Consider the following 24646-nt stretch of genomic DNA (forward strand, 5'->3'; position numbering starts at 1 on the left):
TTTTATGTCTACAGAAGATTTTGTAAAAACTAGCTGGGATTGGCAACTGTCCCTATTTCGTCAAAGAATTGGGGAATGGGTAGAATATGAGCTTTACCGCTTCGATAATGTTTTACCAGAAATATCCCCAGACTGGAAACTCAGTCCTTGGGTGACTAATTTGTTAACTTTTTTATTTTGGTTAGTTGTAATTTTATTTGTGGCTGTAGTAATTTTGCGTTTATGGCGAGAATTTCAGCCTTATATATATGCGTGGCTAGCAAATAACGGCAATGGGGGGAATGCTAAATCAAAAGCATCTCCAGAAAACGTCTCTGTGACAACTTTATTAGAGCGATCGCAACAATTATATCGTCAAGGAAACTACCGCGAGGCTTGTCGTTGCCTTTATTTAGCGGTTTTGCAACACCTGCATGATACAAAAATTCTTCCACATCAATATAGTCGCACCGATGCCGAATATCTGCAACTACTCAAACTTGGCAATCAAACTCCCCTCCAACCCTACGAAACCTTAATTACCACTCACGAACAATTGTGTTTTGGTAACGCCCAGATGCAAGAAGAAAATTATCAACAGTGTCGCCAAGCCTATCGGGAGATTACAGAAAAATGAAAAAATCAAAACGTAATGTCTGGTTAGGCGCGATCGCTATTATTGTCATCATCATTTTAAGTTTTTTCGCTGCTCCCAGCACTCAACTTTACATAGGTTCAACTTATAACCGCGCTCCCAACGGCTATGGAGCTTGGTACGCTTATATGCAGGATCGGGGAATTTCTATCCAACGTTGGCAAAAACCCCTAGAAAAGCTCAAACCCCAAAAACCAGCCACCCTGCTAAGAATCCAAAGTTCCCCCAGACCAGCAGACTTATTACCAGATGAAGAAGCATGGCTAGATAAAGGCAATACCTTAGTCATTTTAGGAGTGCGATCGCGCGTTAGTCCATCCCCCTTTTATACTTGGCAAACATCACCCGATGGCAGAGTAGCTATTGCCACACGTAGACGCAATATCAAAGTGCAGAAAAACCAAATTTCTTTAGGTGATCAGTTTGGCGCGGTAGTGTGGCACGAAACACAGGAAAAAGGCAAAGTATTTTTTTCTGTAACTCCCTATATAGCCGCCAACGCTTACCAAGACGAAATAGATAATTTTAAATATCTAGCCAGCTTAGTACAACAGAAAAGTAATCAAATATTTGTAGACGAATATATCCACGGCTATAAAGATGAGGATATCAAAGATGCAGAAAGTCAAGGAACCCTCATTGACTATCTAGCGCAAACTCCACTATTAGCCCTATTGATACAAACAGGAATGGTGCTATTAGTCTTAATTTGGTCACAAAATCGCCGTTTAGGTCAACCAGTCCCCCTAGAAACACCAGTCATAGATAACAGTGAAGCATACATTCAAGCTTTAGCAGGAATCTTACAAAAAGCCGAATCTAGCGACTTTGTAGTCGAAATGGTCGGGAAAGAAGAACAATTACAACTCCAAAAAGCTTTAGGTTTAGGTTCAGTCCCACTAGAACACCAAACCTTACTCAGCCTATGGGTCGAAAAAACAGGTAAAAGCCCAGCAGAATTAGACACAGTATTAAAATTGCAAGCACGCAAACGCCGCATCAGCCAACGAGAATTATTTACCTGGCTAGCAAAATGGCGAATGTTGAGGAATAGTCATTAGTCATTAGTCATTAGTCATTAGTCATTAGTCATTAGTCATTAGTCATTAGTCATTAGTCATTAGTCATTAGTCATTAGTCATTAGTCATTAGTCATTAGTCATTTTCTCATCTCCCACCTTGTCTTCCCAGTCCCCAGTCCCCAGTCCCCAGTCCCTAATCCCCAGTCCCCAATCCCCCATCTCGCTATAATTCCTATAAAGCTGCTGGTGTATAACATTCGAGGCAACCAGTCATGTTAAACTTCGACCTCCCAAGATACTTACCTTCTGCTGACGAACTACCTGATTCTGATGAAACACCCGTGGATAATGAACTGCAAGAATTGATACCAGGGCTATTAAAAGCAATTCTGCTGCTACTTTGGGCTGAACGCATGGACTGGTTTTTTGGGATAGATATGGGTATTTATTATCACCCAGATCAACCAGCAATAGTCCCAGATGGATTTTTGAGTCTGGGGGTAGAAAGGTTTTATGATGAAGAACTGCGTCCCAGTTATGTACTGTGGGATGAACAAGTTTTACCAGTTTTGGTCTTAGAAGTCGTCTCGCAAAACTATCGCAAAGAATACAGCGATAAATTAGATAACTACGCATCTTTAGGTATACTTTACTACGTTATTTACTCTTCCCGTCGTCGCCGCAAACCTCATTTGGAAGTACATAAATTAGTCAATGGTAAGTATGAGTTACAAACTGGAAACCCAGTTTGGCTACCAGAAATTGGTTTAGGAATTGGCTGTGAACGGGGAAATTATTGTGGGGTAACAAGAGAATGGATGTATTGGTATGACGAGGAAGGAAAGCGGTATCCCACACCAGAGGAACGAATTAACCAAGCACAACAACAGGTGCGACTTGCAGAGCAACGCGCCCAACAAGAAGCCCAACGCGCTCAACAGGAAGCCCAACGCGCTCAACAGTTAGCGGAAAGATTAAGAGCATTGGGAATAGATCCCGATGATTTGTCTTGAAATATAGTCACTTGGGACTGGTGATGGGAAAGAAAGATATTTGTGGGATTTCAAGTCATAATTTATGCAAAGTTAGGACATATACTGACCTGACAGCAGCCATAATTGAAACTGCCATTTTTGGATTTTGGTTTACGAAAAAGATCAGGTTCAAAGCTTAGCCCCTTGTGGGTGGTTTTCCCCCTGCTCCCCTGCCCCCTGCCCCCCTGCTTTTTTCGTCCCCCTTTCTTTACTAAAACTTATGAGCGAAACCCGTCCATTATTAATTCACCTTGGCGAAAAACTCAACCAAATCGTTGTCGGACAAGCCAGCCTAGTACAACAAATACTCATCGCACTCCTATCAGGTGGACACATCATTTTAGAAGGTGTACCAGGAACTGGTAAAACTCTCCTCGTCAAAGTCTTAGCGCAACTCATCCAAGCAGAATTTCGCCGAGTGCAATTAACACCAGATGTCTTACCTTCAGATATTACAGGGACAAATATTTTTGACTTAAACAGTCGCAGTTTCACGTTAAAAAAAGGGCCAGTTTTTACTGAAGTTTTACTGGCTGACGAAATTAACCGTACTCCTCCCAAGACTCAAGCCGCTTTACTAGAAGCAATGGAAGAGATGCAAGTCACCCTAGACGGTGAAAGTTTGCCACTACCGAGTTTATTTTGGGTAATTGCCACACAAAACCCCCTAGAATTTGAGGGGACATATCCTTTACCGGAAGCACAACTAGACCGATTTTTATTCAAACTTGTGGTAGATTATCCCGACCAAACCGCCGAAAAGCAAATGTTGTTAAATCGTCAAGCTGGTTTTGCGGGGAAACGTTTAGAAATTAGTAGTTTGCAGCCAGTGACAACGGTAGAGGAAATTTTACAGGCGCGACAAGCAGTTAAAAATGTCAAGGTATCAGAAGCAATTATTGATTATTTATTGGCTTTGGTGAGAGCATCCCGTCAAGCGGTTGATTTAGCTTTGGGTGCATCTCCCCGTGCGGCTGGTGCTTGGTTGCAGACTGCTCAAGCGGCGGCTTGGCTAGCTGGAAGGGATTTTGTGACTCCCGATGATATCAAAGCTGTTGCATCACCTCTATTGCGCCATCGTTTGATTCTCAAGCCTGAAGCTATGCTAGATGGCTTACAAATTGATTCTGTAATCGCTTCAGTGATGAATCAAGTAGCAGTACCCAGATAATCATTATTATTAAGCTATATTTCACAAACAGCATTTCACTGCTGTTATTTTTATGAGGTTGCATAAATCTTCGGAATCCAACCTAATTAGCAAATGTGAGGGAAAAAACCCAATCAAAGCTAATTCATAATTGGAGTTAATACCGATGAATGCCAGTATTCGCTTTACTATGGCTATGACTCTAGCCATTACCGGAGTTCTGATTACGACAGTGGCAAAGGTAAATGCTCAATTTGTTGAGGAAGTTCAATCTGAGCCTTTGCCTACTCAAGTAAGTCCTCAAATTTTACACAAAGTGGATATTTTGCGACCGGACAGAAAATTTGACATCCAAACCCAGGATCGATTCAGATTATTTGATCAGTTCCGAGATAATAAGCCTGGATGGATAGAGGTGAAAAAAGATCCTAATTTTCGGGAACCAATCGAGCAAATTCGTCCATCTGCTGTAGATATATTTCAGAAAATTGGTTACTAATTTGACTTAAGCACGCGTCATAATCAAGGTTTTTCTTAGGGTTAATTAGATATTGAGGTTTAGTTAATCATTAATAAATAAACTCCTCTAATTTACCCTATGAATGTTTGCATAAGTCATAATTAATTCAATCTTTAACTAAGAATAATAATTACTAGTTGTTTGTATTAATTCAAATTACAAACAACATTTTCTACAATTATTTGAGCAAAACATCAAATTTAATTATGAACAAGCGGAAATTAGTTCAATTTGTTATCAAAACATCTAAGCATTGCAATTTACGTTGTCGCTATTGCTATGAATATGAAGGTTTGGCAGATAAAACAGCCATCACTCTTGAGCAAATAGAAAGTCTGTTTCGTCATGTTGCTGACTATTATCGCAATTTAGACTTCCCAGTTGATATTGAATTTATTTGGCACGGTGGAGAGCCATTGTTGCAACACCCTAGTTTTTATTGGCAAGCATTTGATATACAAAATCAAATTTTTGATCATCCTAGCGATCGCGTCACTAATGCAGTGCAAACTAATCTAACTTTACTAGACCGGGAACGTTTAAGATTATTGTCTGAAGGGTTTGATTATGTAGGCGTATCTATAGATTTATTTGGTGGATTAAGGGTATACCAAACTGAATTAGAGTCCCAAGACCGTGTGCTGAAAAATATGGATAAGCTATTGGATGCTGGGATTAGATTTGGCTGCATCACCGTCTTGAGCAAACGTAATATTGATCGGATTGCTGACATTTATCAGTTCTATCGTTCAATGGATTTATCTGCTAGAATTCTCCCTCTCTTTAAAGGTGCTTTTGATAATCAACACGCTGGTTTTGAAATTACTGCCTATGAAACCTTGGCAGCCTATAAAAAGCTTTTCGATCTCTGGATATCAGATGATAAATTTGTGTCTATAACTCCCATTTCCGACGCAATTCAACAGGTTGTTTATCATTATACTCCTGATGCCCCAACAGTTTTTTATGATAAGCGCGAGTGGGAATGTATTTATCTAGTGAATACTGATGGAAACCTTTACAGCTACGCCGATGCTTACAATCCAGAACGTAGTCACGGTAATATCTTTACCACACCTATGAACCAATTAATTGATAATGAACAGCATTGGCGAATTGTCAGCGATGCAGAATCACGCATTGAACAAACTTGTAGTAATTGTCAATATTTTGGTAGTTGTAGCGGTTATCCAATGGCAGAAGGTAGCCGTGAGTATTATGAAGTCGATGATCGCGGTATTATGCAATGTATTGTTGAACAAGGAATATTAAAATACATTGATTTCCGATTTCGTGAAATCGGTATTATTGACCAAGATAATTATAAGATGGTTCTAGACCGTCTCAATGTTAATCAAGAAGTAAACACGGCATTAAGCTATGCTTAAACATAGATGGAATTGTTAACTACGATTGATGCCATTACGTTCAAAACAATATAGTTCAGTTAATATTTATGGACAGATAGATAATGTTTTTACTCGTTCTGAACTGTATTTGTTTTTATTATACATTTTTGTAATGCACTAACTCAAATAATATTTTCACTATTTTAGTATAATTTTATGGAACTAAGTATATGAATCAAATTATTGAAGATATAAAAGTTGTTTTGGATAGAAATGTAGAATTAAATTCCGAACGGTTTTTCTTAAATAATGGTACTAGTATATTATCCACAGATGATGCAAATAATCTCAATTACCTACAAAATTGCTTTATACCTAAACAAGAATGGAGAAAAGTTAATTCAATTGAACTAGAGCAATTAACTACTTCTATTGATGACTTACAAAGCAATTGGGATTTGGGTCGTCATATAGGTATTATTAGAATACCTGAATATCTCATTCAACCCTTAAGGGAAATTATTAGCACAATCAATATAGATTTGAGTCAATCAAGAGGGGATATTAGCAAAGTTACATTAAACCCTAATTATCAGTGTGCAATAGAAGCAATCCGCACTCATATCCAACAATATACTTTAATGACCAATGACGAAATCAAAACATTGGGCATACACTGCGCTAAACCTCAATTAATAACAACAACTGTCAATACTGTTCAATATCTGCCTCATTGCCCTTATGTGGGATTACATTTAGATAGTTGGGAAAATTCACCTTTAAAACGTAGACATTTATCCAGTAATCGAATCTGTATCAATATTGGACAAGAGAATCGCTATTTTCTGATGATCAATCTTTCCTTAATGAAGATATTTCATTTGTTAGGTTTATCAACTATCAATGATATATCTAAACATTATCGGGGAGTGAAACTACCATCAGAATTTATGCAGCATTTTCCTACATATCCGGTGATTAAGCTAACTTTATCTCCCAATGAAGCTTATATTGCTCCAACTGAGAATATTATTCATGATTCATCAACCTTAGACAAGCATGAATTGGATTTTAGTCTAACTTTTCTGGGAAAATTTGGTCTTTTGCATTGAGATAAAAATAGTATGTAATTTCTAAAAAAACATCATTGCATCTATAATTCTCTACTCTCCTGTTCCTTGCTACCTCCTATATTACCTCTGATTCATTTGGACATTTATTAGGTAAATTTAGCTAAACTTTGAAAATCGAATTCTTTGAGCATTTCCAGAAATTTAAACACGGCTGGAATATGTAAAGAATGAGATAAAACAGCAACTCCTATGACTCTTTCTAATGGCTGAGGTAAGCTATAAACTTGTACATTTGAAGGAATAGGTACGGCGGCTAGACGGGGTAGAATGGCTGCGCTTAATCCTTGGTTAACTAAACTAACGATAGTCGAGTCTTCTTGAATGTGGCTGGTGGTATGAATAAAGGGTGCTTCTTGCTTGAAGTGATGATGTAAGGTTCGTCCACAGGGTAAGCAAGCCAGGATGACTGGAGAATATGCGTTAATATCTTCCCAAGTAATTTTAGAACCGCTAATTTTTGCTTTGGGTGGAATTAATGCCACATACTCATCACGGAAGATTTCCCAAGCTTCAAATTCATCGCTGGTAGGTATATAAGTAATGCCTATCTCAGCACGCCCTTCACGTAAACATTGTTCCACTTCTAAGTAAGAAAGACCCTCGATAATAGTGACAGCAACATCTGGGAAATGTTCATGAAACTGCGCGATCGCTTTTGGTAATAAATGAGTTGCTACACTCCGAAAGGAGGCTATCCGCACATGACCACCATGTAAACCTCTGTGCAGGTTGGCTTCCTGTTGCATCATCTCTAGATGCTGTATAGCCTGACGCGCATGATATAAAATTCGCTCTCCCGCAGGTGTCAAAACTGCACCATAACGACCCCTAGCAAATAAGGGTACACCTAATTCATCTTCTAAAGTCGCGATCGCATGACTAATCGCCGGTTGGGTAAGCTGTAATTCTAACGCTGCTTCACTAAAATTACCGCGCTCCGCTACTGCAACTACGGCGCGAAGTTGGGAAATTTTCATGGACAATAGATAAGGTTAATTTATACAGTAATTTACTTAATGCTTGATTCCGAATAATTTAAGAAAATTTTACGCTGTTCTCTACCTTTTATTTTGACACCAGGAAACTTCTATAAACGCCATTTATGGAAACTATACAAGTCATGATTTGATTACAAATTCAGGCATTGTTAAAGTGATATCTACTGCAAGATAACCAGGAATAATCTTATGCAAGATAATATTAAGTGTCTACAATCTAAAGGCAGAGAAACACCCACAGAAATCGGATTTAAGCATAATTTCGGTAGAGAATTTATACAAAGAATTTGGCAAAAACTACTAAAAATTTTGCTATCAGATGCCAAGGAGATTCAGGTTAACCAAAAAGTTGACCGTCAAGGTAACAAATACTGGCAAGCATACGACCAAATAACAGGCCAGTCTTTTGCATCAGGTTCAGAAGTTGATGTGCGGATGTGGATTGAACAGATTTATAGATACCAAGCATATGACACAACTAAATCTAGTAATTGGTAATAAGAATTATTCATCTTGGTCACTCCGTCCTTGGTTAGCGATGAAGCAACTAGGATTAGAGTTTCAAGAAACTCAGATTATGCTGAGTAATCCCGACTTTGGGGTCAAAATTCGCCAATATTCACCCTCAGCCAAAGTGCCTGTACTGCTACATAATCATCAAACCGTGTGGGATTCTCTAGCGATTTGTGAATATTTAGCGGAAACATTTCCCACCTTGCATTGGTGGCCAAGTGATCAAACAGCAAGAGCATTTGCTCGTTCCATCAGTGCAGAAATGCACTCAGGATTTTTGCATCTCCGCCAAAATATGCCCATGAACTGCCGTGCTAAATATCCAGGTAAAGGCTTAACGCCTAACGTACAACAAGATATTGACAGGATTATGGCTATTTGGCAAGAAACACGCCAGAAATTTGGAATTGAGGGCAATTTTTTATTTGGTCAATTCACCATTGCAGATGCTTTCTTTGCTCCTGTTGTCTTACGGTTTGTAACTTACGATGTCCAGCTAGATCCTATTTCTCAAGCCTATGTGGAGACAATTTTAGCAATCCCAGCAATGCAAGAGTGGATACAAGCCGCCAAAAATGAAACAGAAGTCATTCCTCATTACGAAAAGTAATGAGTGCTGAGTGTTGAGTGCTGAGTGCTGTTAGCGGTAGCGCGGCGTTTAGCCGGTGTTGAGTAATAGGTAATGACTAATGACTAATGACTATTGACTAATGACTAATGACTATTGACTATTGACTATTGACTATTGACTCAAAGGAGTAGCTAGTCCATCAATACTGACAAGATTTTTCTGTTGTTGATACTCTTTAACGCCCTCTTCTCCCTTTTTCTCTGCCCAAGTCACTAGAGTTTGGCGTTGACCTTGATATTCGTAGAGTGGTACACCAAAACCACAAGATGTCTGCACACGTTCCACATCAATCACAATAATTTGACGCGTACCAGGAATGGGAGGAAACAAAGAGTATAAAGAGTTCCAATCAGGTGAATTGGGTAAGATTGTCTTGCCTCGTCCGTAAAGACGTAATATGCAAGCTGGTTCTTCAAAAGCACAGAACATTAAAGTAATCCGCCCATTTTCTTCTAAATGCGCTGATGTTTCATTACCACTACCGGTCAAATCTAGGTAAGCTACCTGATGGGGAGAAAGCAAACGCAAACAATCTAATCCTTTGGGTGATAAATTCACATGACCATCAGGACTTAGGGGTGCAGAAGCGACAAAAAATAATTTTTGGGCTGCAATAAAGTCTTGCAATTGTGGGGTAATGCAATCAAAAACTTTAGCCATAGACTGGGTTGAGAATGTGGGAAGTAATTTCAATTTTAGATTTTAGATTTTAGATTAAAAGCCTGGACTTACACACCGAAGGCTAATGAAACTCTCTTTCCCCCTGCACCCTGCTCCCCTGCCCCCCTGCCTTTTTCCTCTTTCCCCCTGCTCCCCTGCCCCCTGCCTAATACCCCTACGGAGTAGTTTGAGTGGTAACAACTTTGGGATTGATTTGTTTAAGTAGACTTTGAATATTGTTGAGTGTGGCTGTTTTCATAGTTGGTTGTTGCTTTAACCAAGCATTTGCCTGTTCTTCTCCCTGTTGAACTGCTAATATAAGCGCGCCCCAAGTTTGAATTTCTGGCTGATTGGGGTTTGCTTTGAGGGCTGCTATGACGCGCTTCCACAAGCGTCCTTTGTCGGCTTTGAGGAGGGTGGCAATTTCTTGGGCATTTTGTGGTGATTCTTGTAATACTTGTAAGGCTTTTTTCCATCGACCATCAATTAAATCTGCTAGCACTTGTTGGCTGGGAGAAGCCCAAGTTTTATCGGCTTGGGTTTTAGTTAGTTGGGAGTGGAGACGAATTAAATCTAATTGCGCTTGTGCTGTGGCTGGGAAATTTCCTCGACGCTGTTTTTTGATGAGTTGTAACTTTTCTAAGGCTGGTGTCCATAGGCCGCTACGGGCGACAATTAAGGCATCTTGGAAAGCTTTATCTTTAATGGCGGCTGGCTGGAGGTTAATGGCTTCTAGTTGTATGGGTTTGAGATATAACCTAATGGCTTTGATTTGATACACCTGCAATTGTGGTTCTAAGCCGACTGTTTGATCAATAACTAGTTCTTTGGCACTATCACCAGTGACTTGTTGCCATTTAGGTAGTTGACCGTTGGGACTTGTCCAAGACACCATATGCTGGAGGTTAGCCCGGTCTGGATTGTAATAGATAACTTGACCGTAGGCGATCGCATGAGTGCCTTGTTGACGTTCACCCCGTAAATATATCCAAAATCCTGGCGTTGATGTTTCGCCTTCCAAGGGTTTGATTTCTGTTAAGGGTAGAGAATTACTGACATCTTGATTTTCTGATGCGGTATCAACTAAGGGTGCAAGGGCAAAGGATTCTTCTGTACCAGCAATGGATAGATTATCCGTGAGGCGATAAAACCTTTCTGGCTGGGTTTTGTATTGTAAGTCCTCTAATTTATAAACCCGCAGTTCTACTACTTCTTGACAATTAGACTGACAGTTGGGACGCTGACGCAGCACTGGTAGAAGAAATGAGTTTTCAGCAGCATCTAAGGCTATGGTGTCACCAGCTATTTGTTGTTGGTCACTTATACTATCCTTGATTTGCTGGAGAGTTTGGGGGTTGCCACTGTAACTCAGGGGTAGCTGCGCCCATTTCGGTAAGAAGTTATTTAGCCAACCCACCTGTTCGGGGTTGAAAATTAACAGCACACCTATCCAGGTAGCTGAGAGAACTAACCCCGCACCAGTTAGTAAAATAGCGATCGCTATCACTGAAGACAATTTCATCCTCTTGTTTTTGGGTAGTTGAGATTCAGAGGCCACATCGTTAGTTAAATCAACAATTGGCTGATTGTCTTCAGGAGAGTAGCGGCTGGCCATGTTCGTTCTCTGTCAATCTACAGTGCGAGTGTTATGTCTTGTTCCTCTTTTATACTCGCGCTTTGATTTGTTGCCTACTAGTGATATTGTCTAAATTGTTACATATTTTTAAAATTAAGGTTTCAAGCATTTTTGTTGAGTAACATTTATCACTAGACGCATACAACTAAAGTGCGATCGCTGGGTTGGAAATATTTCTGTTTCAAGAATTGAGCTTAAATAGGATGTTTGCTAAATTTTCACCCAATTTTTCAATAGATTCTTGTTGGTGAGGCTGTTTTAAAGAACCGTCAGTGTTAAATGCTTCGTGGGCTGTTGGTACAGCTACTTGATCTGGAAGTACCAACACTTTGATATTGCCCAAAATAGCCCTGAGATGCACTAAACCACGCAAACCACCCAACCCACCAGGCGAAGCACTCATAATAGCTGCTACTTTGCCTGCAAATGCTGCTAATGGTGCTTCATTGGGTGACGGACGAGAAGCCCAGTCAATGGCATTTTTTAATACTGCTGTGAGTGAACTGTTGTACTCTGGGGAAGCAATTAACAGTCCTTGATGAGAAATCAACAAATCTTTCAATGTTCTGGCGTTTGCTGGTAGTCCTTGTTCAGCTTCCCAGTCTTCGTCAAAAATTGGTAATGGCAAATCACGTAGATCAATATAGGTAACTTCTGCACCTGCTGCTGAAGCACCAGCCGCCGCAATTTTCACCAATTTTTTGTTGTAAGAATCTGCGCGAGTGCTGCCAGCAAAGGCTAGTATTTTCGGTGTGACTGCCATAATTACCCGTAGTTTTCCAGTAGCAAATAACCTCACCTGCATTATCTGGGTAGGAAATAAAAACCCTGTAGTAGTTTTAGGTTTTCTTTAGAACTGCATTGGAGGATTCAGTGAGCATCACCGCAGATATCACAGGCAGGGGAGCAGTGGGCAGGGAGCAAGGGAGAAATTCAGGGATGCAAGCTCATTATTTATCTATGCTCGAAAATAAAAATATTTATTTCAAAGCAAGTCAGCACCAGAAATAATACGTCCTTATTTCAAGCCCCTAGATTTACATTTATATGTGGGATTCCTTCCCCCTGCCCTCTTCATGGATTTTTTTATATGGATGCAGCACGTCAGACCAAAATCAGTAAATTTTTAAGTAAGCATTTACGACATACACCAGAACTGCTAGGACTCACTTTAGCCCCCGGTGGTTGGGTAGAAATTGATGAATTACTCAACGCTTGTGCAGCCCATCAATTTCCTGTTTCCCGCACAGAATTAGAACAAGTTGTGGTGAATAATGATAAACAAAGATTCGCCTTTGATGAAACTAAAACCAAAATTCGCGCCAATCAGGGACACAGTGTCAAAGTAGAGTTGCAACTGCAATCAAAAATTCCACCAGAGATTTTGTATCACGGTACAGGAGAAAAATCCGTACCAGCAATCTTAAACTCTGGACTGCTCAAGATGTCGCGCCATCATGTACATTTATCCACAGATGTAGAAACTGCCCGTAAAGTGGGAATGCGTCATGGCCATCCAGTGATTTTTACGGTCAATGCGATCGCAATGTATCAAGCAGGATTTACCTTTTATTGCTCAGAAAATGGGGTTTGGTTAGTAGATCATGTACCACCACAATATTTGAGTGCTGAGTGATGAGTGATAAGTGATGAGTGGGGAGTGCTGAGTGATGAGTATAAGCAAATCATTGTAAATTGCATTAGCGTCTCGGAGAGAAGACCATTGCGAATTAGTTTTATTGCTGCTAAAAAGTGAAATATAATACATTTTTTATTTTAGAAAAAACAACTAATTGAACTTGTTATGAAAAGCATAAAAACGGTGTAAATAGAATAATTTTTATGATGATTTTTGTCTATTATGGATAGTGTAAATCGCTATCTATAGGAAACAATATGCCCGAAAGAATTATTACTCAGTTAAATACCTGGTTTAATCGGGGTAGAATTGTCAGCAATTTAGAAGTTTTTCAAGATATTATTATTATTTCTCTGTGCGTGGGCTTATTTTTTGTCATGCTCATCCGCTTAGCCGATATGTTTTTGTCGTTTTTACGTCCATTAGATTTACGAGAAGTTACATCTGATATTTTATTTATTTTGATTTTGGTTGAGCTATTTCGTCTATTAATTGACTATTTGCAAACGCAGAAGATTTCTGTAGGCGCAGCAGCAGAAATTACTATAGTTTCTGCTTTACGAGAAGTAATTTTGCGTGGTGTATTAGAAATTCCCCGTGATCAGATTTTGGGTATTTCTATATTTTTATTGGTTTTGACGATGATTCTAGTAGCTTTACCTTGGATATCTCGTTTTTTTGAACACGTTAGAGTTGTCACACCAGAAACATTAACAGATAATACAGATTTATGATCATAAATATCCATGAATGCAGATTAATCTAGTAGTAAAACAGTTTGATTGATGTTATGTATAATTAATGTGCGATCGCGATTTACATCTGTGGAAATATTACCCACTAGCCGTTAATTATTAATCACTGCTTGGTTACAACAGAAAACTCATATTTTTTTCGCCGATGCTAAAAATACAGAAGTAGAATCCATTACGATAAATAATGAGCAATCAGCATCAATAAAAATGAACCAAGTTTTGATTAATGACACCACATTACGTGATGGTGAACAAGCGGCTAGTGTTGCTTTTAACATAGAAGAAAAAATTGCGATCGCCACATTTCTAGATGCGATTGGCGTTGATGAAATTGAAGTCGGTATTCCTGCAATGGGGAAGGCTGAACAAAACGCCATTGCTGCGATTTGTGAGTTAGGTTTGCAAGCCAAGCTATTAGGTTGGAATCGCGCCGTAATTTCAGATGTTCAAGCTTCCATTGCTTGTGGTTTGCAACGGGTACATATATCGATTCCCGTTTCTAACATCCAAATTAACGCCAAATTTCAAGGTAAATGGCAATTAGTGCTGCAAAAGCTCAAAGAAAGCGTAAGTTTTGCTGTTGATCAAGGGCTTTTCGTTTCCGTAGGCGGAGAAGATTCTTCTAGAGCCGAAGATAATTTCCTCCAAGATGTCGTGCTTTCAGCTCAAGCATGGGGAGCATCGAGATTTCGCTATTGTGACACCGTAGGGATTCTCGAACCTTTTACCATTTACACCAAAGTCAAACAACTCGTAACAGCTTTGGCTATTCCTATAGAAATGCACACTCACAATGATTTCGGTTTAGCCACAGCTAACGCCCTAGCTGGGGTGAAAGCAGGTGCTACATCTATTAATACTACAGTCAATGGTTTAGGAGAAAGGGCTGGTAATGCAGCTTTAGAAGAAGTCGTCATGGCTTTGAAACATCTATATAAATATAATTTAAAAATTGATACACAACGATTGATAGAAATTTCTCGACTAGTAGCATCTGCATCAGGTTACGGCGTACCACCTTGGAAAGCAATCGTGGGAGACAATAACTTTGCCCATGAATCAGGTATTCATGCTCATGGGGTACTGCAAAATCCCCACACCTATGAGCCATTTGCACCGGAAGAAGTTGGTAGTTCCCGGCGTTTAGTGGTAGGTAAGCATTCTGGGAGACATTTATTATCCAGCATCTTAGAACAGCATGGTATTATTCTCAACTCCGAAGATACTCAATCCGTCTTAGACGCAGTACGCCAAGCATCTGTGCAGAAAAAACGCAGTTTGACTACCCAAGAGCTACTATTTTTAGTGAAAATGCAACAAAATTCACAAGTGAGTTGAAACTTATAATTGATATGAATTTAAAGCGAAAAATCCCTGAATTATATGAAAATTCAGGGATTTTTTTGTGAAAAACTGATTTAAAAGTTACTTTTGGTTACAATGGGGGAATATTAAACAAATGTAAAGGATTATACCTGATATCTTGGGCATATTAACTGACTCTTATGAAAAATCCCATTCACTCTATCATCATAGGTTTTACATTACTGGGTTTGTGTAGTTGTAATGTGGTCAAATTTAATGACTCTGAGATAGCAGCTTTTGAACAAACACCCCAGGCAACTAATTCTCAAGCAGAAAACATCATCAAAATTAGCGGTTCTAGTTCAACCATAACAGTTTTAAAACTCTTGGCTAAAGAGTATCAAGCCAAAAATCCCGCAATTAAGATAGAGTTTACTGCTAGTAGCCAATCTGAAGGAGCAATCTCATCTCTCAAAAATAGTCTTGTTGATATTGCCGGTAGTAGTCATAAACTCAAACCAGAAGAAGATAACGGTAAAATTCAATCCCGTGAATTAGCAACAGATTTATTATTAGTAGCGACTCACAGTAGTGTCAAAGGTGTCACTAACCTGACAACCAAACAACTGCAAGCCATTTATCGCGGTGAAATCACGAATTGGCAACAATTAGGTGGCCCCAATGCCAAAATTATAGTTTTAGATCGGCCTGAAGACGAGTCAGCCAAAAAACTATTACGCAAATATTATTTAGGTAAAGAAACGACCACAACTCAAGCCGTGATTTTAAATAAAGAAGGAGAATTAATAGATACCCTCCAAAGCACACCCCATACCATTGGGGCATTTTCATTAGCAACTTCTATTATTAATCAACTACCAGTGAATCGTTTGAGTCTTAATGGTATTTCTCCCAAGATAGAAAACTTCACTAATGGCAAATATCAAATGGTACGCCACATAGAAATAATTTGGAGTAAAAAACCATCTCTGTCTACTCAAGGTTTTATTGATTTTGTCTTCAGTCAGGAAGGTAGTAAAATACTAGAGAAAAATGGCTTCGTTCCCGCTAAATAATTTGAATAGTTTACCATGCAGAGATTTTTCCGGCGGCTGAGTCTGAGCCAAAAAATTGTCATTCCCCTACTTACCATTTGTCTCAGTGTCTTTTTATTTGGGTTATTTGTGTTAGGACACTGGTTTGCACACAGCTTAGAACGTAATGCGCGCCAAGACATTGCAGTTTTTAGCAAACGGGTTGAGCAAGATTTGCAATATGAACAGGAAACATTAGAAACGCAAATTGAGCTAATTACTAATCGGGGTATGCTTACTCAAGCCTTGGAAAAGCGAGACCAAATCCTCATGATGCAGATTTTAATACCCTTAAAATCTGTGTTGAAATTAGACTTAGTTAAAGTTATTGATACTCAAGGTCAAATTCTCATAGATTTACGCAGTAGTTCCCTGTATGATAGTAAATTAATTGATCAAGCAATAGCTAATAGTGTTAGTAACGGCGCGCATTTAATTGATTTAGTCAATGTGGAAGGTGGGGAACAAGTCCTACAAGTGGTAACTAATAGTATTAAATCAGCATCAGGAATCTTGGGAGGCATGATTATTGGCAGAACAGTAGATGATACCTTGGTGCAGAAAATCGCTGCTGGTTCTTCCAAACATTTGCTCATCCAGACACCAAATCATGTTGTGGCCACTACTTTATTACCTACAAAACGTCAACCTTGGAAAATTCCTCGTCCTAATTTACCTGTCACTAGCATCGCAATTGGGAAGCAGAAATATTTAGCAAAAAGTATTGAATTTAGCGGCGTGAGTCAATCTTTAACTGCGACAGTTTTATCTCCCATTGCACCATTAGAAACTGCAAAATGGCGGCTATGGGAGCATTTGGGGATATTATATATCTTAGGTAGTGGAATTTTAGCGATCGTGGGTTTTTTAATTGCTAGAACAATTACCCGTCCTCTACAAGCTTTAACACAATTTGCACAACGAGTCACCCAAGAATCCGACTTTGATATTCAAGCCACCGTCATGACTGAAGATGAAGTTGGTATTTTAGCTATTTCCTTAAATCGGTTAATTAAACAAGTCAAGATATTGTTAGCAGAACAGTATGAGAACAACAGAAAGTTAGAATCTTATAATCAAACTTTAGAAAAAAAAGTAAACGAGAGAACACAAGCACTACAAAAGAAAAATATTGCCCTCAAAGATACATTAAGAGAACTGAAAAACACCCAGTCACAACTAGTCCAGCAAGAGAAAATGTCATCTTTGGGACAGTTAGTTGCAGGTATTGCCCACGAAATCAACAACCCAGTCAACTTTATCTACGGCAACCTCAAATATACAGAAGATTATACTCAAAATTTGTTGTCATTACTGGAGCTTTATCAAAAGCATTACCCTTATCCAGCGCGAGAAATTCAAAATGCTCAACAAGAAGCGGATATTGAATATTTAATAGAAGATTTGCCAAAAATTCTATCTTCTATGAAAATTGGGGCTAGGCGCATTCGGGAAATTGTCCTGAGTTTGCGAATCTTTTCACGTTTAGATGAAGCAGAATTCAAAACAGCCGATTTACATCAAGGCATTGATAGCACTTTGTTAATTTTACAACACAGACTTAAAGCCCAAGGCAACCGTCCAGAGATTAAAGTAGAAAAAAACTATAGCGATATACAAAATATTCAGTGTTTTGCTGGGCAATTAAACCAAGTATTTATGAATATCTTAGCCAATGCTATCGATGCTTTAGAAGAAGCTTTTGATCAGGGTTTGTGTCCCGAACCCTTTATTCGCATTACATCCATTCAAGAAGGATGCAATGTTGTAATTGCGATCGCTGATAATGGTACAGGCATTCCCCAAGAAGTGCAATCAAAGTTATTTGACCCATTTTTCACTACTAAACCCGTTGGTAAAGGTACTGGCATGGGTTTATCGATTAGTTACCAAATTATCACAGAAAAACATGGCGGTTCTCTAAAGTGCATTTCTACACCAGGAAAAGGAACAGAGTTTTTCATTGCCATTCCCATTCGATAATAAGGGCTATGGGTCACAGGAAAGAAACAGGTAAAATTTGTTTAAATACTCTGCTTCTGAAACTCAAGTTGGTATTTCCCATCGCACATGAATTACATTGCTGTTGTCACCACTGTTAGTAATCTTATTGAAGCGCAACGCATGGCGCGCACTCTCGTAGAACAAAAATTAGCCGCCTGCGCTCAAATATCCGAGATTGAAAGTTTTTACGTTTGGGACAACGCTGTTCAAAATGAAAAAGAGTTTCGTGTACTCTTTAAGACTACTGATGAAAACTACCCAGCAATTGAAGAAGCAATCAAACAACTCCATTCTTACGAACTCCCCGCCATTCACGCCTTTAAACTAGAACACATCTATACTCCTTACGCAGAATGGATAGAAAGTAACTCCTGTGGAAAAGGGGAGTGGTGAGTGGTGAGTAATGAGTAATGAGTAATGAGTAATGAGTAATGAGTAATGAGTAATGAGTGCTGAGTGCTGAGTAATGACTAATGACTAATGACTAATGACTAATGACTATTGACTATTGACTAATCAAAAATCCAAAATCAATAACGCTGCCCACACTATGCAGTAAAATTAATCCTTTAGATAGAGGAGGGCAAAAAGATGACTCGTGTCATCATCGTGCGCCATGGCCAAAGCACATACAATACCGAAAGACGGATTCAAGGACGCACCGACGTATCAACGTTAACCGAAAAAGGTCGCAGTGATGCCAGTAAAGTAGGCAAAGCCCTCAGTAATATTTCCTTTAATGCGATTTATTGCAGTCCACTCCAGCGTGCTAAACAAACAGCAGAGATCATTCATAGTGAATTAACCTCTGATGCGGGTAAATCTGCCGTTGTACAAACTTCTGATCAACTGCTGGAAATTGATTTACCTCTGTGGGAGGCTATGCTGACTACTGAGGTGGAACAGCAGTTTGCCGAAGATTATCGCATTTGGCATGAACGCCCCGACGAACTGAAAATGTTAGTTAACAAAGCTGGGGAAACTCAAGAACATTTTCCGGTGCTGACTTTGTATGAACAAGCAAGGCAGTTTTGGCAAGAAATCTTACCCCATCATCAAGGTGAAACTATTCTGATTGTGGGGCATAACGGCATTAATCGCGCCCTGATTAGTACGGCTTTGGGTATTCATCCTAGTCGCTACCATTCCCTGCAACAATCCAACTGCTGCATTAGCGTCTTAAATTTTTCTGGGGGTTTAGGCGAACCAGTACAACTAGAATCGATGAACCAAACGCAACACATGGGCGAAACTTTGCCTTCTTTGCGGCCTCATCATCAAGGGGTGAGATTGTTACTGGTACGTCACGGCGAAACTCAATGGAATCGGGAAACGAGATTTCAAGGACAAATCGATGTTCCTTTGAATGACAACGGTAGACAGCAAGCCCAAAAAGCCGGAGAATTTCTGCAAAATGTCGCCATTGATTTTGCTGTTAGCAGCACTATGGCGCGTCCCAAAGAAACAGCCGAAATTATTTTGCAACATCACCCCGATGTGAATTTAGAATTACAAGCCGGTTTAAGAGAAATCAGTCACGGACTGTGGGAAGGAAAATTAGAAGTAGAAATAGATCAAGAATTCCCTGGTGAATTGCATCTTTGGCGCACAGCACCGGCTACCGTGCAGATGCCAGAAGGCGAAAATTTACAGCAAGTCTGGGAACGGAGTACAGCCACTTGGCAAGCAATTGTAGAATCTGCATTAGCCAATCAACGCCAAACTGGATTAATCGTAGCTCACGACGCTACTAATAAAACCTTACTGTGTCATATTCTCGGTTTACCGGCGGATAATTTCTGGAATTTCCGTCAAGGTAACGGTGCTGTTAGTGTTATTGACTACCCTGCTGGACTGAATGGTTTACCAGTATTACAAGCGATGAACATTACTTCTCATTTAAGTGGTGGTGTACTGGACAAAACCGCAGCTGGGGCATTATAGGTGATGACAATATATAAGTAACAGCCAACCCACGTAAACATAGCTCAAATGACCATTGAACTTCTGCAACAAGTAAGGGTGATTGACCCTGTTTCCCAAACTGACCAAGTATCTGATGTGTTGATTACGAATGGTGAAATCCAAGCAGTAGCCACACAGATTACTGATATCAGTCCTGATACTCAAATTCGAGATTGTCGGGGATTGGTTTTGGGAACTGGGTTAGTAGATTTGTATAGTCACTCTGGCGAACCAGGGTTTGAGGAACGGGAAACGCTGTCATCTTTGTTACAAGCGGCTGCGGCTGGTGGTTTTACTAGAGTTAGCATTCTACCCGATACTTCACCAGCTATTGATCACCCGGCATTGGTGGCGCAGTTGCAGAAGGGAATAGGGAGAGAAGGGGGAATTTCTTCCTTGTCTTCCTCATCTTTGTGTCTTCCCCGTCTCAATATTTGGGGGGCAATTACTCTAGATGTGGCGGGAGGGCAAATTACGGAGTTAGCAGATTTAGCGGCGGTGGGGGTTGTAGGGTTTACTGATGGTTTGCCCTTGAATAATTTAGGATTAGTCAGGCGGTTGTTGGAATATGTGCAGCCATTGGGAAAACCTGTAGCTTTTTGGCCTTGCGATCGCCATCTGACATCTAATGGGGTGATGCGAGAAGGTGCGGATGCGTTGCGCTTTGGTTTACCGCCTATTCCGGTGAGTGCTGAAACCAGTGCGATCGCATCTTTAATTGAAATAGTAGCCAATATCGGCACACCTATCCATATTATGCGCGTTTCCACAGCTCGCAGTGTAGAATTAATTGCTGCCGCCAAAGCGCAAGGTTTACCCATCACCGCCAGCACTACCTGGATGCACCTGCTATTAGATACCAAAGCAGTGAAAAGTTATCACACCAGCCTGCATTTAGATCCGCCGTTGGGTAATCCCAGTGATTTACAGGCTTTGCGCCAAGCAGTACGCGGGGGTATTATAGATGCGATCGCCATTGATCACGCACCCTACACCTACGAAGAAAAAGTCCAAGCCTTCGCCGAAGCACCACCAGGGGCAATTGGTTTAGAATTAGCATTACCCTTGCTGTGGCAAAATTTAGTGACAACTGGGGAATTTACAGCCTTAGAATTGTGGCAAGCTTTGAGTACAAAACCAGCCGAATGTCTACACACAAAAGTTAATCCCATCACTCCCCATCATCTAGCCGAACTCACTTTATTCGACCCTCAAAAAACTTGGCAAGTAGAAAGCAAAAATCTGCACAGTCTTTCTAGCAATACCCCCTGGTTAGGAAAAGAATTAACCGGACAAGTTATACAAACTTGGTGTTAGTTATTCAGTTTTTAATCAAATTTTCATTACATAACTTTTGATGCAATCAGAGCAATCAATACAACAAAACCTAGTGTTCTGCGAAAATAATTAACGCCTTGAAATAATTCCATCCACGCCCAAGTAAATAAGGAGCCATTCGCCACTACTTCTAACACTGTATTGATTTGGCCATTGGTGAAAACTAGAGCAAGTAAACTAGTTACTACCCAAACAATAAGCGGTAGATTAGGCATTTGAGCAATGACGATATTGCCATCACTATCACGAAAGGTTTTATCAATTAATGTATTTTCCATGATTTTACATCATCATAGTTATCTCAATATATTGAAACATTCTAATAAATCGTTGTTCTAGTATCTAATTGCTGAATTCAAGTAGTGAAATCTATCCATATAGGAATATATTGAAAGATATATTCCTCGTCTATTCTAATTAAGATGCTTTTGGTTGTCGCCAGATAACCAGTTTTAATGTAGAACAATAGCAAGTTTCCTGATTGATTTCTGTTTCATTGTCAGCTATCCAATCGTAAATTTTAGCCGCTTTTTTCAATGCCACTTTTTCTGAACGATAAAGCTGAGGAGTAGGACAGTAGGCTTCTCCATCAATATGGATAGCTGCAATATACCAATAGTCGCTACCTTCACCCTCTGGTAAAACTTCTATAAATCCGTTACTGTAAGACTCAATTATTCCTATGTTCATCTACAACCATCAAAATTTCAACTAAGACCACAAGATTGAGACACCAGCCATTTGAGGAACTACCAAAGAACAATCTACACTATCAAAATTGGATAGTTTAATTTTTGGAACTCCTACAGCAAGTCATAACTGGAATCATCAGGAAATACAATAGTGTTCCCTGCTAATGATTTTGTGTTCCTAGCCCACAGAAATCTGAGTGATAAATCACTTTTTTATGATTTATTTTAGTTTGGTCTAAGTATCATACCAATTCACAATTCGCAATTCGCAATTCGCAATGGACTAACGTCCCGCTACGCTAACGCAATTAAAAAAATTAGATGCAGCAAAACTTTCAGGGTTTATATCTGTATCAGGTTTTTCGTGAAATGGTATCACATGAAAAAAGCTGCCCCCATAACTGGGCTATAATTACTCAAAAATCATGACATATATCTTGGGAATGCAAATATAACAAGACTTCAAAATTGTCAATTAAAATTGTTGAACAAAAATTATTTCCTTGCTAAACTGAAAAATCTCTGAAAAAATTTGATAGTACCAAATACTGTATATCTGTAACGCTGCCAATATGCCACCATCATCACCTGTAGAATCATCATCTCCAGCACCTATTAATAGTAATTGGTACTTACTTAATGTTCGTTCCAAAAAACGAGAATCATTTTTGAAGTATCTTAATCTCGCCATCAAGCAAAATAATCTTCAGGAAGTGATTTTAGATATAAAAATCCCGCAAGATGCCGTTTATGAAGATATAGTCTTGCTAAATTTAAGTAACTTTAATACTGCCAATTCTCAACTGCAAAAAATTGATCATTTTCAAAGTCTTCAGCGTAAACCACTGACTCCAGAACAAGTTAAGCGAATGGTGGTTTAGGGATTGGGGATTGGGGACTGGGGACTGGGGATTGGGGATAAGGTAGAAGTAATAAGTAATGAGTAATGAGTAATAAGTAATGACTATTGACTATTGACTATTGACTCAGCACCGGCTAAACGCCGCGCTACCGCTAACAGCACTCAGCACTCACTACTCAGCACTCAGCACTCATTTCCTAACTAGATGCACTGGTATAGAACCGCAATGCAAACCGCCAGAAGTAAGTGGATATCCAAAATAAAGCTACTGACAATAAGGCTGTACCTATCAACCAATTAACTTGCACTCGTCCTAACAGAATTTCTGCGGGAATAGTAGTTAAAAATGCTACTGGTACTATAAAGGTGAAGAAAAATCGATAGGTTGCAGGGTAGGCTATCATCGGATATCTGCCTGCTTCCACTAAACCGCGCAACACTTCGGTAACGTTATAAATTTTTACAAACCAAATACTAGTCGCCCCCAACATAAACCAGAGACTATAAAGAATCAGCAAGCCACAAAATAGGGGTAAGAGACTCAGAAAATAGTTTTCCACCTTCAAACCCAGGCGTTGACCTGCATAAGCAATAATTATGCTGCCAAAAATTAAGTCTGGAACTCCCCAGGGGGAAATAGTATAGGTGGAAAGCCAAAACTGAGACCGAATAGGTTTGAGGAGAACAAAGTCTAAAGTCCCTTCTTGGACATGGCGGACGATGCGGTTAAGATTAGGTGCGAGGAAAATAGCCGAAAAGCCTTGCAGTAGAGTGAAAATTCCTAAAACTACCAAAGCTGCTTCCCATGACCAGCCAGCAAAGGTGTAGCCAGTGCGGTAAAACAAAAACAATCCAAACAGACTTCCCGCTAAATTACCCAAGCTGCTGAGGGTAGCAATTAAGAAGTTAATTCGATATTCTAATTCAGCTGCGATCGCAGCACTCCAAAACAGTCTAAGGACTTTCCAATATTTTCCCATGTTCTCAAGTCAGTCGCCTGATGTCATCTTAACAGGAGTGCTGAGTAGTGTTAGCGGTAGCGCGGCGTTTAGCCGGTGCTGAGTCAATAGTCATTACTTATTACTTATTACTTATTACTCATTACTTATTACTTCTACCTTGTCCCCAATCCCATAAGAGACTTTTATTAAATCTATCAGCCTTTTTTTGTCAAGTCAGGTTGACATTTTGTAACAAAGTTGTTAAATTTATTTACATAAGTTAACAAACAAAGAAAAAACATATGTATACCACCATTAACGAAGAAGGCATCCTTAACAACTACGCAAAAGAACCTGAAATCTATTACGCTACCTACCCCAACCAAGAACAGCAACGTCTCTACTCCATACAAGCTGCATATGCTACATTGCTCGTTGCTACTTTAGTCTTAGTTGCTTTAGGTGTGAGCTAAAATTTTAAACTCGGTTAAAGTTTCTCATCGTCATTCGGACTTCTCCTAATCACCCCAGTCGTCAAGCTGGGGTTTTTTGTTTTGGGTGTGAGGGTGTGGGGGTTTCTGACTTTTCACGGTATATGGAAAACCCCTCTCCAAACCTCTCACGCCAGTTGCTACCCTACGGGAACGCTCCGCGAACAAGTCGGCAAAGCCGCCCAACGCACTGGCTCCCCTACAAGGAGAGAGGCTTTAATTTTCCCCCTTCCCTGGTAGGGAAGGGGGTTAGGGGGTTAGGTTTTGCGTTAACTTTTTC

General features: G+C 39.7%; 26 protein-coding genes. 19 read left to right on the forward strand and 7 right to left on the reverse strand.

Annotated features, from left to right (window positions below):
- Positions 1 to 4 precede the first annotated feature (4 nt).
- The 7 genes from CLI64_RS05330 (at position 5) to CLI64_RS05360 (ending at position 6821) form a co-directional block, all read left to right on the forward strand.
- On the forward strand, positions 5 to 616 hold the full coding sequence (locus CLI64_RS05330) for a DUF4129 domain-containing protein (protein ID WP_103136243.1): 612 nt from the start codon (positions 5 to 7) through the stop codon (positions 614 to 616).
- A complete protein-coding gene (locus tag CLI64_RS05335) occupies positions 613 to 1695 on the forward strand; it encodes a DUF4350 domain-containing protein (protein ID WP_103136244.1) in 1083 nt (360 codons plus the stop codon). The genes CLI64_RS05330 and CLI64_RS05335 overlap by 4 nt, the downstream gene beginning before the upstream one ends.
- 233 nt (positions 1696 to 1928) lie before the next feature.
- Positions 1929 to 2669: a Uma2 family endonuclease gene (locus CLI64_RS05340; protein ID WP_103136245.1), complete on the forward strand. Its 741-nt coding sequence runs from the start codon at positions 1929 to 1931 to the stop codon at positions 2667 to 2669.
- Between the two features lie 241 nt (positions 2670 to 2910).
- The gene (locus CLI64_RS05345) at positions 2911 to 3861 is read left to right on the forward strand and encodes a MoxR family ATPase (RefSeq protein WP_103136246.1); all 951 of its coding nucleotides are present in this window, start codon (positions 2911 to 2913) and stop codon (positions 3859 to 3861) included.
- 145 nt (positions 3862 to 4006) lie between these two features.
- A complete protein-coding gene (locus CLI64_RS05350; protein WP_103136247.1) occupies positions 4007 to 4339 on the forward strand; it encodes a hypothetical protein in 333 nt (110 codons plus the stop codon).
- A gap of 227 nt (positions 4340 to 4566) precedes the next feature.
- Entirely contained in the window at positions 4567 to 5748 is a 1182-nt protein-coding gene (locus CLI64_RS05355; protein ID WP_103136248.1) for a radical SAM protein, read from the forward strand.
- 191 nt (positions 5749 to 5939) lie between these two features.
- Positions 5940 to 6821 (forward strand): hypothetical protein, encoded by an 882-nt coding sequence (locus tag CLI64_RS05360; protein ID WP_103136249.1) that lies wholly within the window; start codon positions 5940 to 5942, stop codon positions 6819 to 6821.
- Between the two features lie 107 nt (positions 6822 to 6928).
- Here the strand turns inward: CLI64_RS05360 and CLI64_RS05365 are convergent, their stop codons facing one another.
- Positions 6929 to 7819, reverse strand: a complete 891-nt coding sequence (locus CLI64_RS05365) for a LysR family transcriptional regulator (RefSeq protein WP_103136250.1) — start codon at positions 7817 to 7819, stop codon at positions 6929 to 6931.
- 210 nt (positions 7820 to 8029) lie between these two features.
- Between CLI64_RS05365 and CLI64_RS05370 the strand changes: the two genes are divergently transcribed.
- Positions 8030 to 8338, forward strand: a complete 309-nt coding sequence (locus tag CLI64_RS05370; RefSeq protein ID WP_103136251.1) for a hypothetical protein — start codon at positions 8030 to 8032, stop codon at positions 8336 to 8338.
- Positions 8310 to 8963 carry a glutathione S-transferase family protein gene (locus CLI64_RS05375; RefSeq protein WP_103136252.1) on the forward strand — a complete coding sequence of 218 codons (654 nt, stop codon included), beginning with the start codon at positions 8310 to 8312 and terminating at the stop codon, positions 8961 to 8963. The genes CLI64_RS05370 and CLI64_RS05375 overlap by 29 nt, the downstream gene beginning before the upstream one ends.
- 132 nt (positions 8964 to 9095) lie before the next feature.
- Here the strand turns inward: CLI64_RS05375 and CLI64_RS05380 are convergent, their stop codons facing one another.
- The 3 genes from CLI64_RS05380 to CLI64_RS05390 all read right to left on the reverse strand — a co-directional run bounded on the left by CLI64_RS05380 (position 9096) and on the right by CLI64_RS05390 (position 12079).
- Positions 9096 to 9644 (reverse strand): pyridoxamine 5'-phosphate oxidase family protein, encoded by a 549-nt coding sequence (locus CLI64_RS05380; protein ID WP_103136253.1) that lies wholly within the window; start codon positions 9642 to 9644, stop codon positions 9096 to 9098.
- Positions 9645 to 9819: 175 nt separating this feature from the next.
- Positions 9820 to 11259, reverse strand: coding sequence for a hypothetical protein (locus CLI64_RS05385; RefSeq protein WP_103136254.1), 1440 nt, complete (start codon positions 11257 to 11259; stop codon positions 9820 to 9822).
- A gap of 202 nt (positions 11260 to 11461) precedes the next feature.
- Entirely contained in the window at positions 11462 to 12079 is a 618-nt protein-coding gene (locus CLI64_RS05390; protein WP_236142347.1) for an NADPH-dependent FMN reductase, read from the reverse strand.
- Between the two features lie 291 nt (positions 12080 to 12370).
- Here CLI64_RS05390 and CLI64_RS05395 point away from each other — a divergent pair, with 291 nt between their 5' ends.
- The 8 genes from CLI64_RS05395 to CLI64_RS05430 all read left to right on the forward strand — a co-directional run bounded on the left by CLI64_RS05395 (position 12371) and on the right by CLI64_RS05430 (position 21359).
- Entirely contained in the window at positions 12371 to 12916 is a 546-nt protein-coding gene (locus CLI64_RS05395) for an RNA 2'-phosphotransferase (protein WP_103136255.1), read from the forward strand.
- 260 nt (positions 12917 to 13176) lie between these two features.
- On the forward strand, positions 13177 to 13653 hold the full coding sequence (locus CLI64_RS05400; RefSeq protein WP_103136256.1) for a phosphate-starvation-inducible PsiE family protein: 477 nt from the start codon (positions 13177 to 13179) through the stop codon (positions 13651 to 13653).
- A gap of 228 nt (positions 13654 to 13881) precedes the next feature.
- Positions 13882 to 15012 (forward strand): homocitrate synthase, encoded by a 1131-nt coding sequence (nifV, locus tag CLI64_RS05405; RefSeq protein ID WP_103136257.1) that lies wholly within the window; start codon positions 13882 to 13884, stop codon positions 15010 to 15012.
- Between the two features lie 167 nt (positions 15013 to 15179).
- Positions 15180 to 16055: a substrate-binding domain-containing protein gene (locus CLI64_RS05410; protein WP_103136258.1), complete on the forward strand. Its 876-nt coding sequence runs from the start codon at positions 15180 to 15182 to the stop codon at positions 16053 to 16055.
- A 15-nt stretch (positions 16056 to 16070) separates the two neighbouring features.
- A complete protein-coding gene (locus CLI64_RS05415) occupies positions 16071 to 18056 on the forward strand; it encodes an ATP-binding protein (protein ID WP_103136259.1) in 1986 nt (661 codons plus the stop codon).
- A gap of 87 nt (positions 18057 to 18143) precedes the next feature.
- Positions 18144 to 18470: a divalent-cation tolerance protein CutA gene (cutA, locus tag CLI64_RS05420; RefSeq protein ID WP_103136260.1), complete on the forward strand. Its 327-nt coding sequence runs from the start codon at positions 18144 to 18146 to the stop codon at positions 18468 to 18470.
- 198 nt (positions 18471 to 18668) lie between these two features.
- Positions 18669 to 20021 carry a histidine phosphatase family protein gene (locus tag CLI64_RS05425; RefSeq protein WP_103136261.1) on the forward strand — a complete coding sequence of 451 codons (1353 nt, stop codon included), beginning with the start codon at positions 18669 to 18671 and terminating at the stop codon, positions 20019 to 20021.
- A gap of 48 nt (positions 20022 to 20069) precedes the next feature.
- Positions 20070 to 21359 carry a dihydroorotase gene (locus CLI64_RS05430; RefSeq protein WP_103136262.1) on the forward strand — a complete coding sequence of 430 codons (1290 nt, stop codon included), beginning with the start codon at positions 20070 to 20072 and terminating at the stop codon, positions 21357 to 21359.
- A 26-nt stretch (positions 21360 to 21385) separates the two neighbouring features.
- Here CLI64_RS05430 and CLI64_RS05435 read toward each other — a convergent pair whose 3' ends face one another.
- Positions 21386 to 21658: a hypothetical protein gene (locus CLI64_RS05435; protein WP_103136263.1), complete on the reverse strand. Its 273-nt coding sequence runs from the start codon at positions 21656 to 21658 to the stop codon at positions 21386 to 21388.
- Positions 21659 to 21797: 139 nt separating this feature from the next.
- Positions 21798 to 22070, reverse strand: a complete 273-nt coding sequence (locus tag CLI64_RS05440) for a hypothetical protein (protein WP_103136264.1) — start codon at positions 22068 to 22070, stop codon at positions 21798 to 21800.
- A 574-nt stretch (positions 22071 to 22644) separates the two neighbouring features.
- Here CLI64_RS05440 and CLI64_RS05445 point away from each other — a divergent pair.
- On the forward strand, positions 22645 to 22953 hold the full coding sequence (locus CLI64_RS05445) for a chromosome segregation ATPase (protein WP_103136265.1): 309 nt from the start codon (positions 22645 to 22647) through the stop codon (positions 22951 to 22953).
- Positions 22954 to 23131: 178 nt separating this feature from the next.
- Here the strand turns inward: CLI64_RS05445 and CLI64_RS05450 are convergent, their stop codons facing one another.
- A complete protein-coding gene (locus tag CLI64_RS05450; RefSeq protein ID WP_103136266.1) occupies positions 23132 to 23914 on the reverse strand; it encodes an ABC transporter permease in 783 nt (260 codons plus the stop codon).
- A gap of 263 nt (positions 23915 to 24177) precedes the next feature.
- Here CLI64_RS05450 and psb34 point away from each other — a divergent pair, with 263 nt between their 5' ends.
- Positions 24178 to 24348 carry a photosystem II assembly protein Psb34 gene (psb34, locus tag CLI64_RS05455; protein WP_103136267.1) on the forward strand — a complete coding sequence of 57 codons (171 nt, stop codon included), beginning with the start codon at positions 24178 to 24180 and terminating at the stop codon, positions 24346 to 24348.
- Positions 24349 to 24646: the final 298 nt, after the last annotated feature.

This window comes from Nostoc sp. CENA543 (genome assembly GCF_002896875.1).
GTDB lineage: Bacteria > Cyanobacteriota > Cyanobacteriia > Cyanobacteriales > Nostocaceae > Trichormus.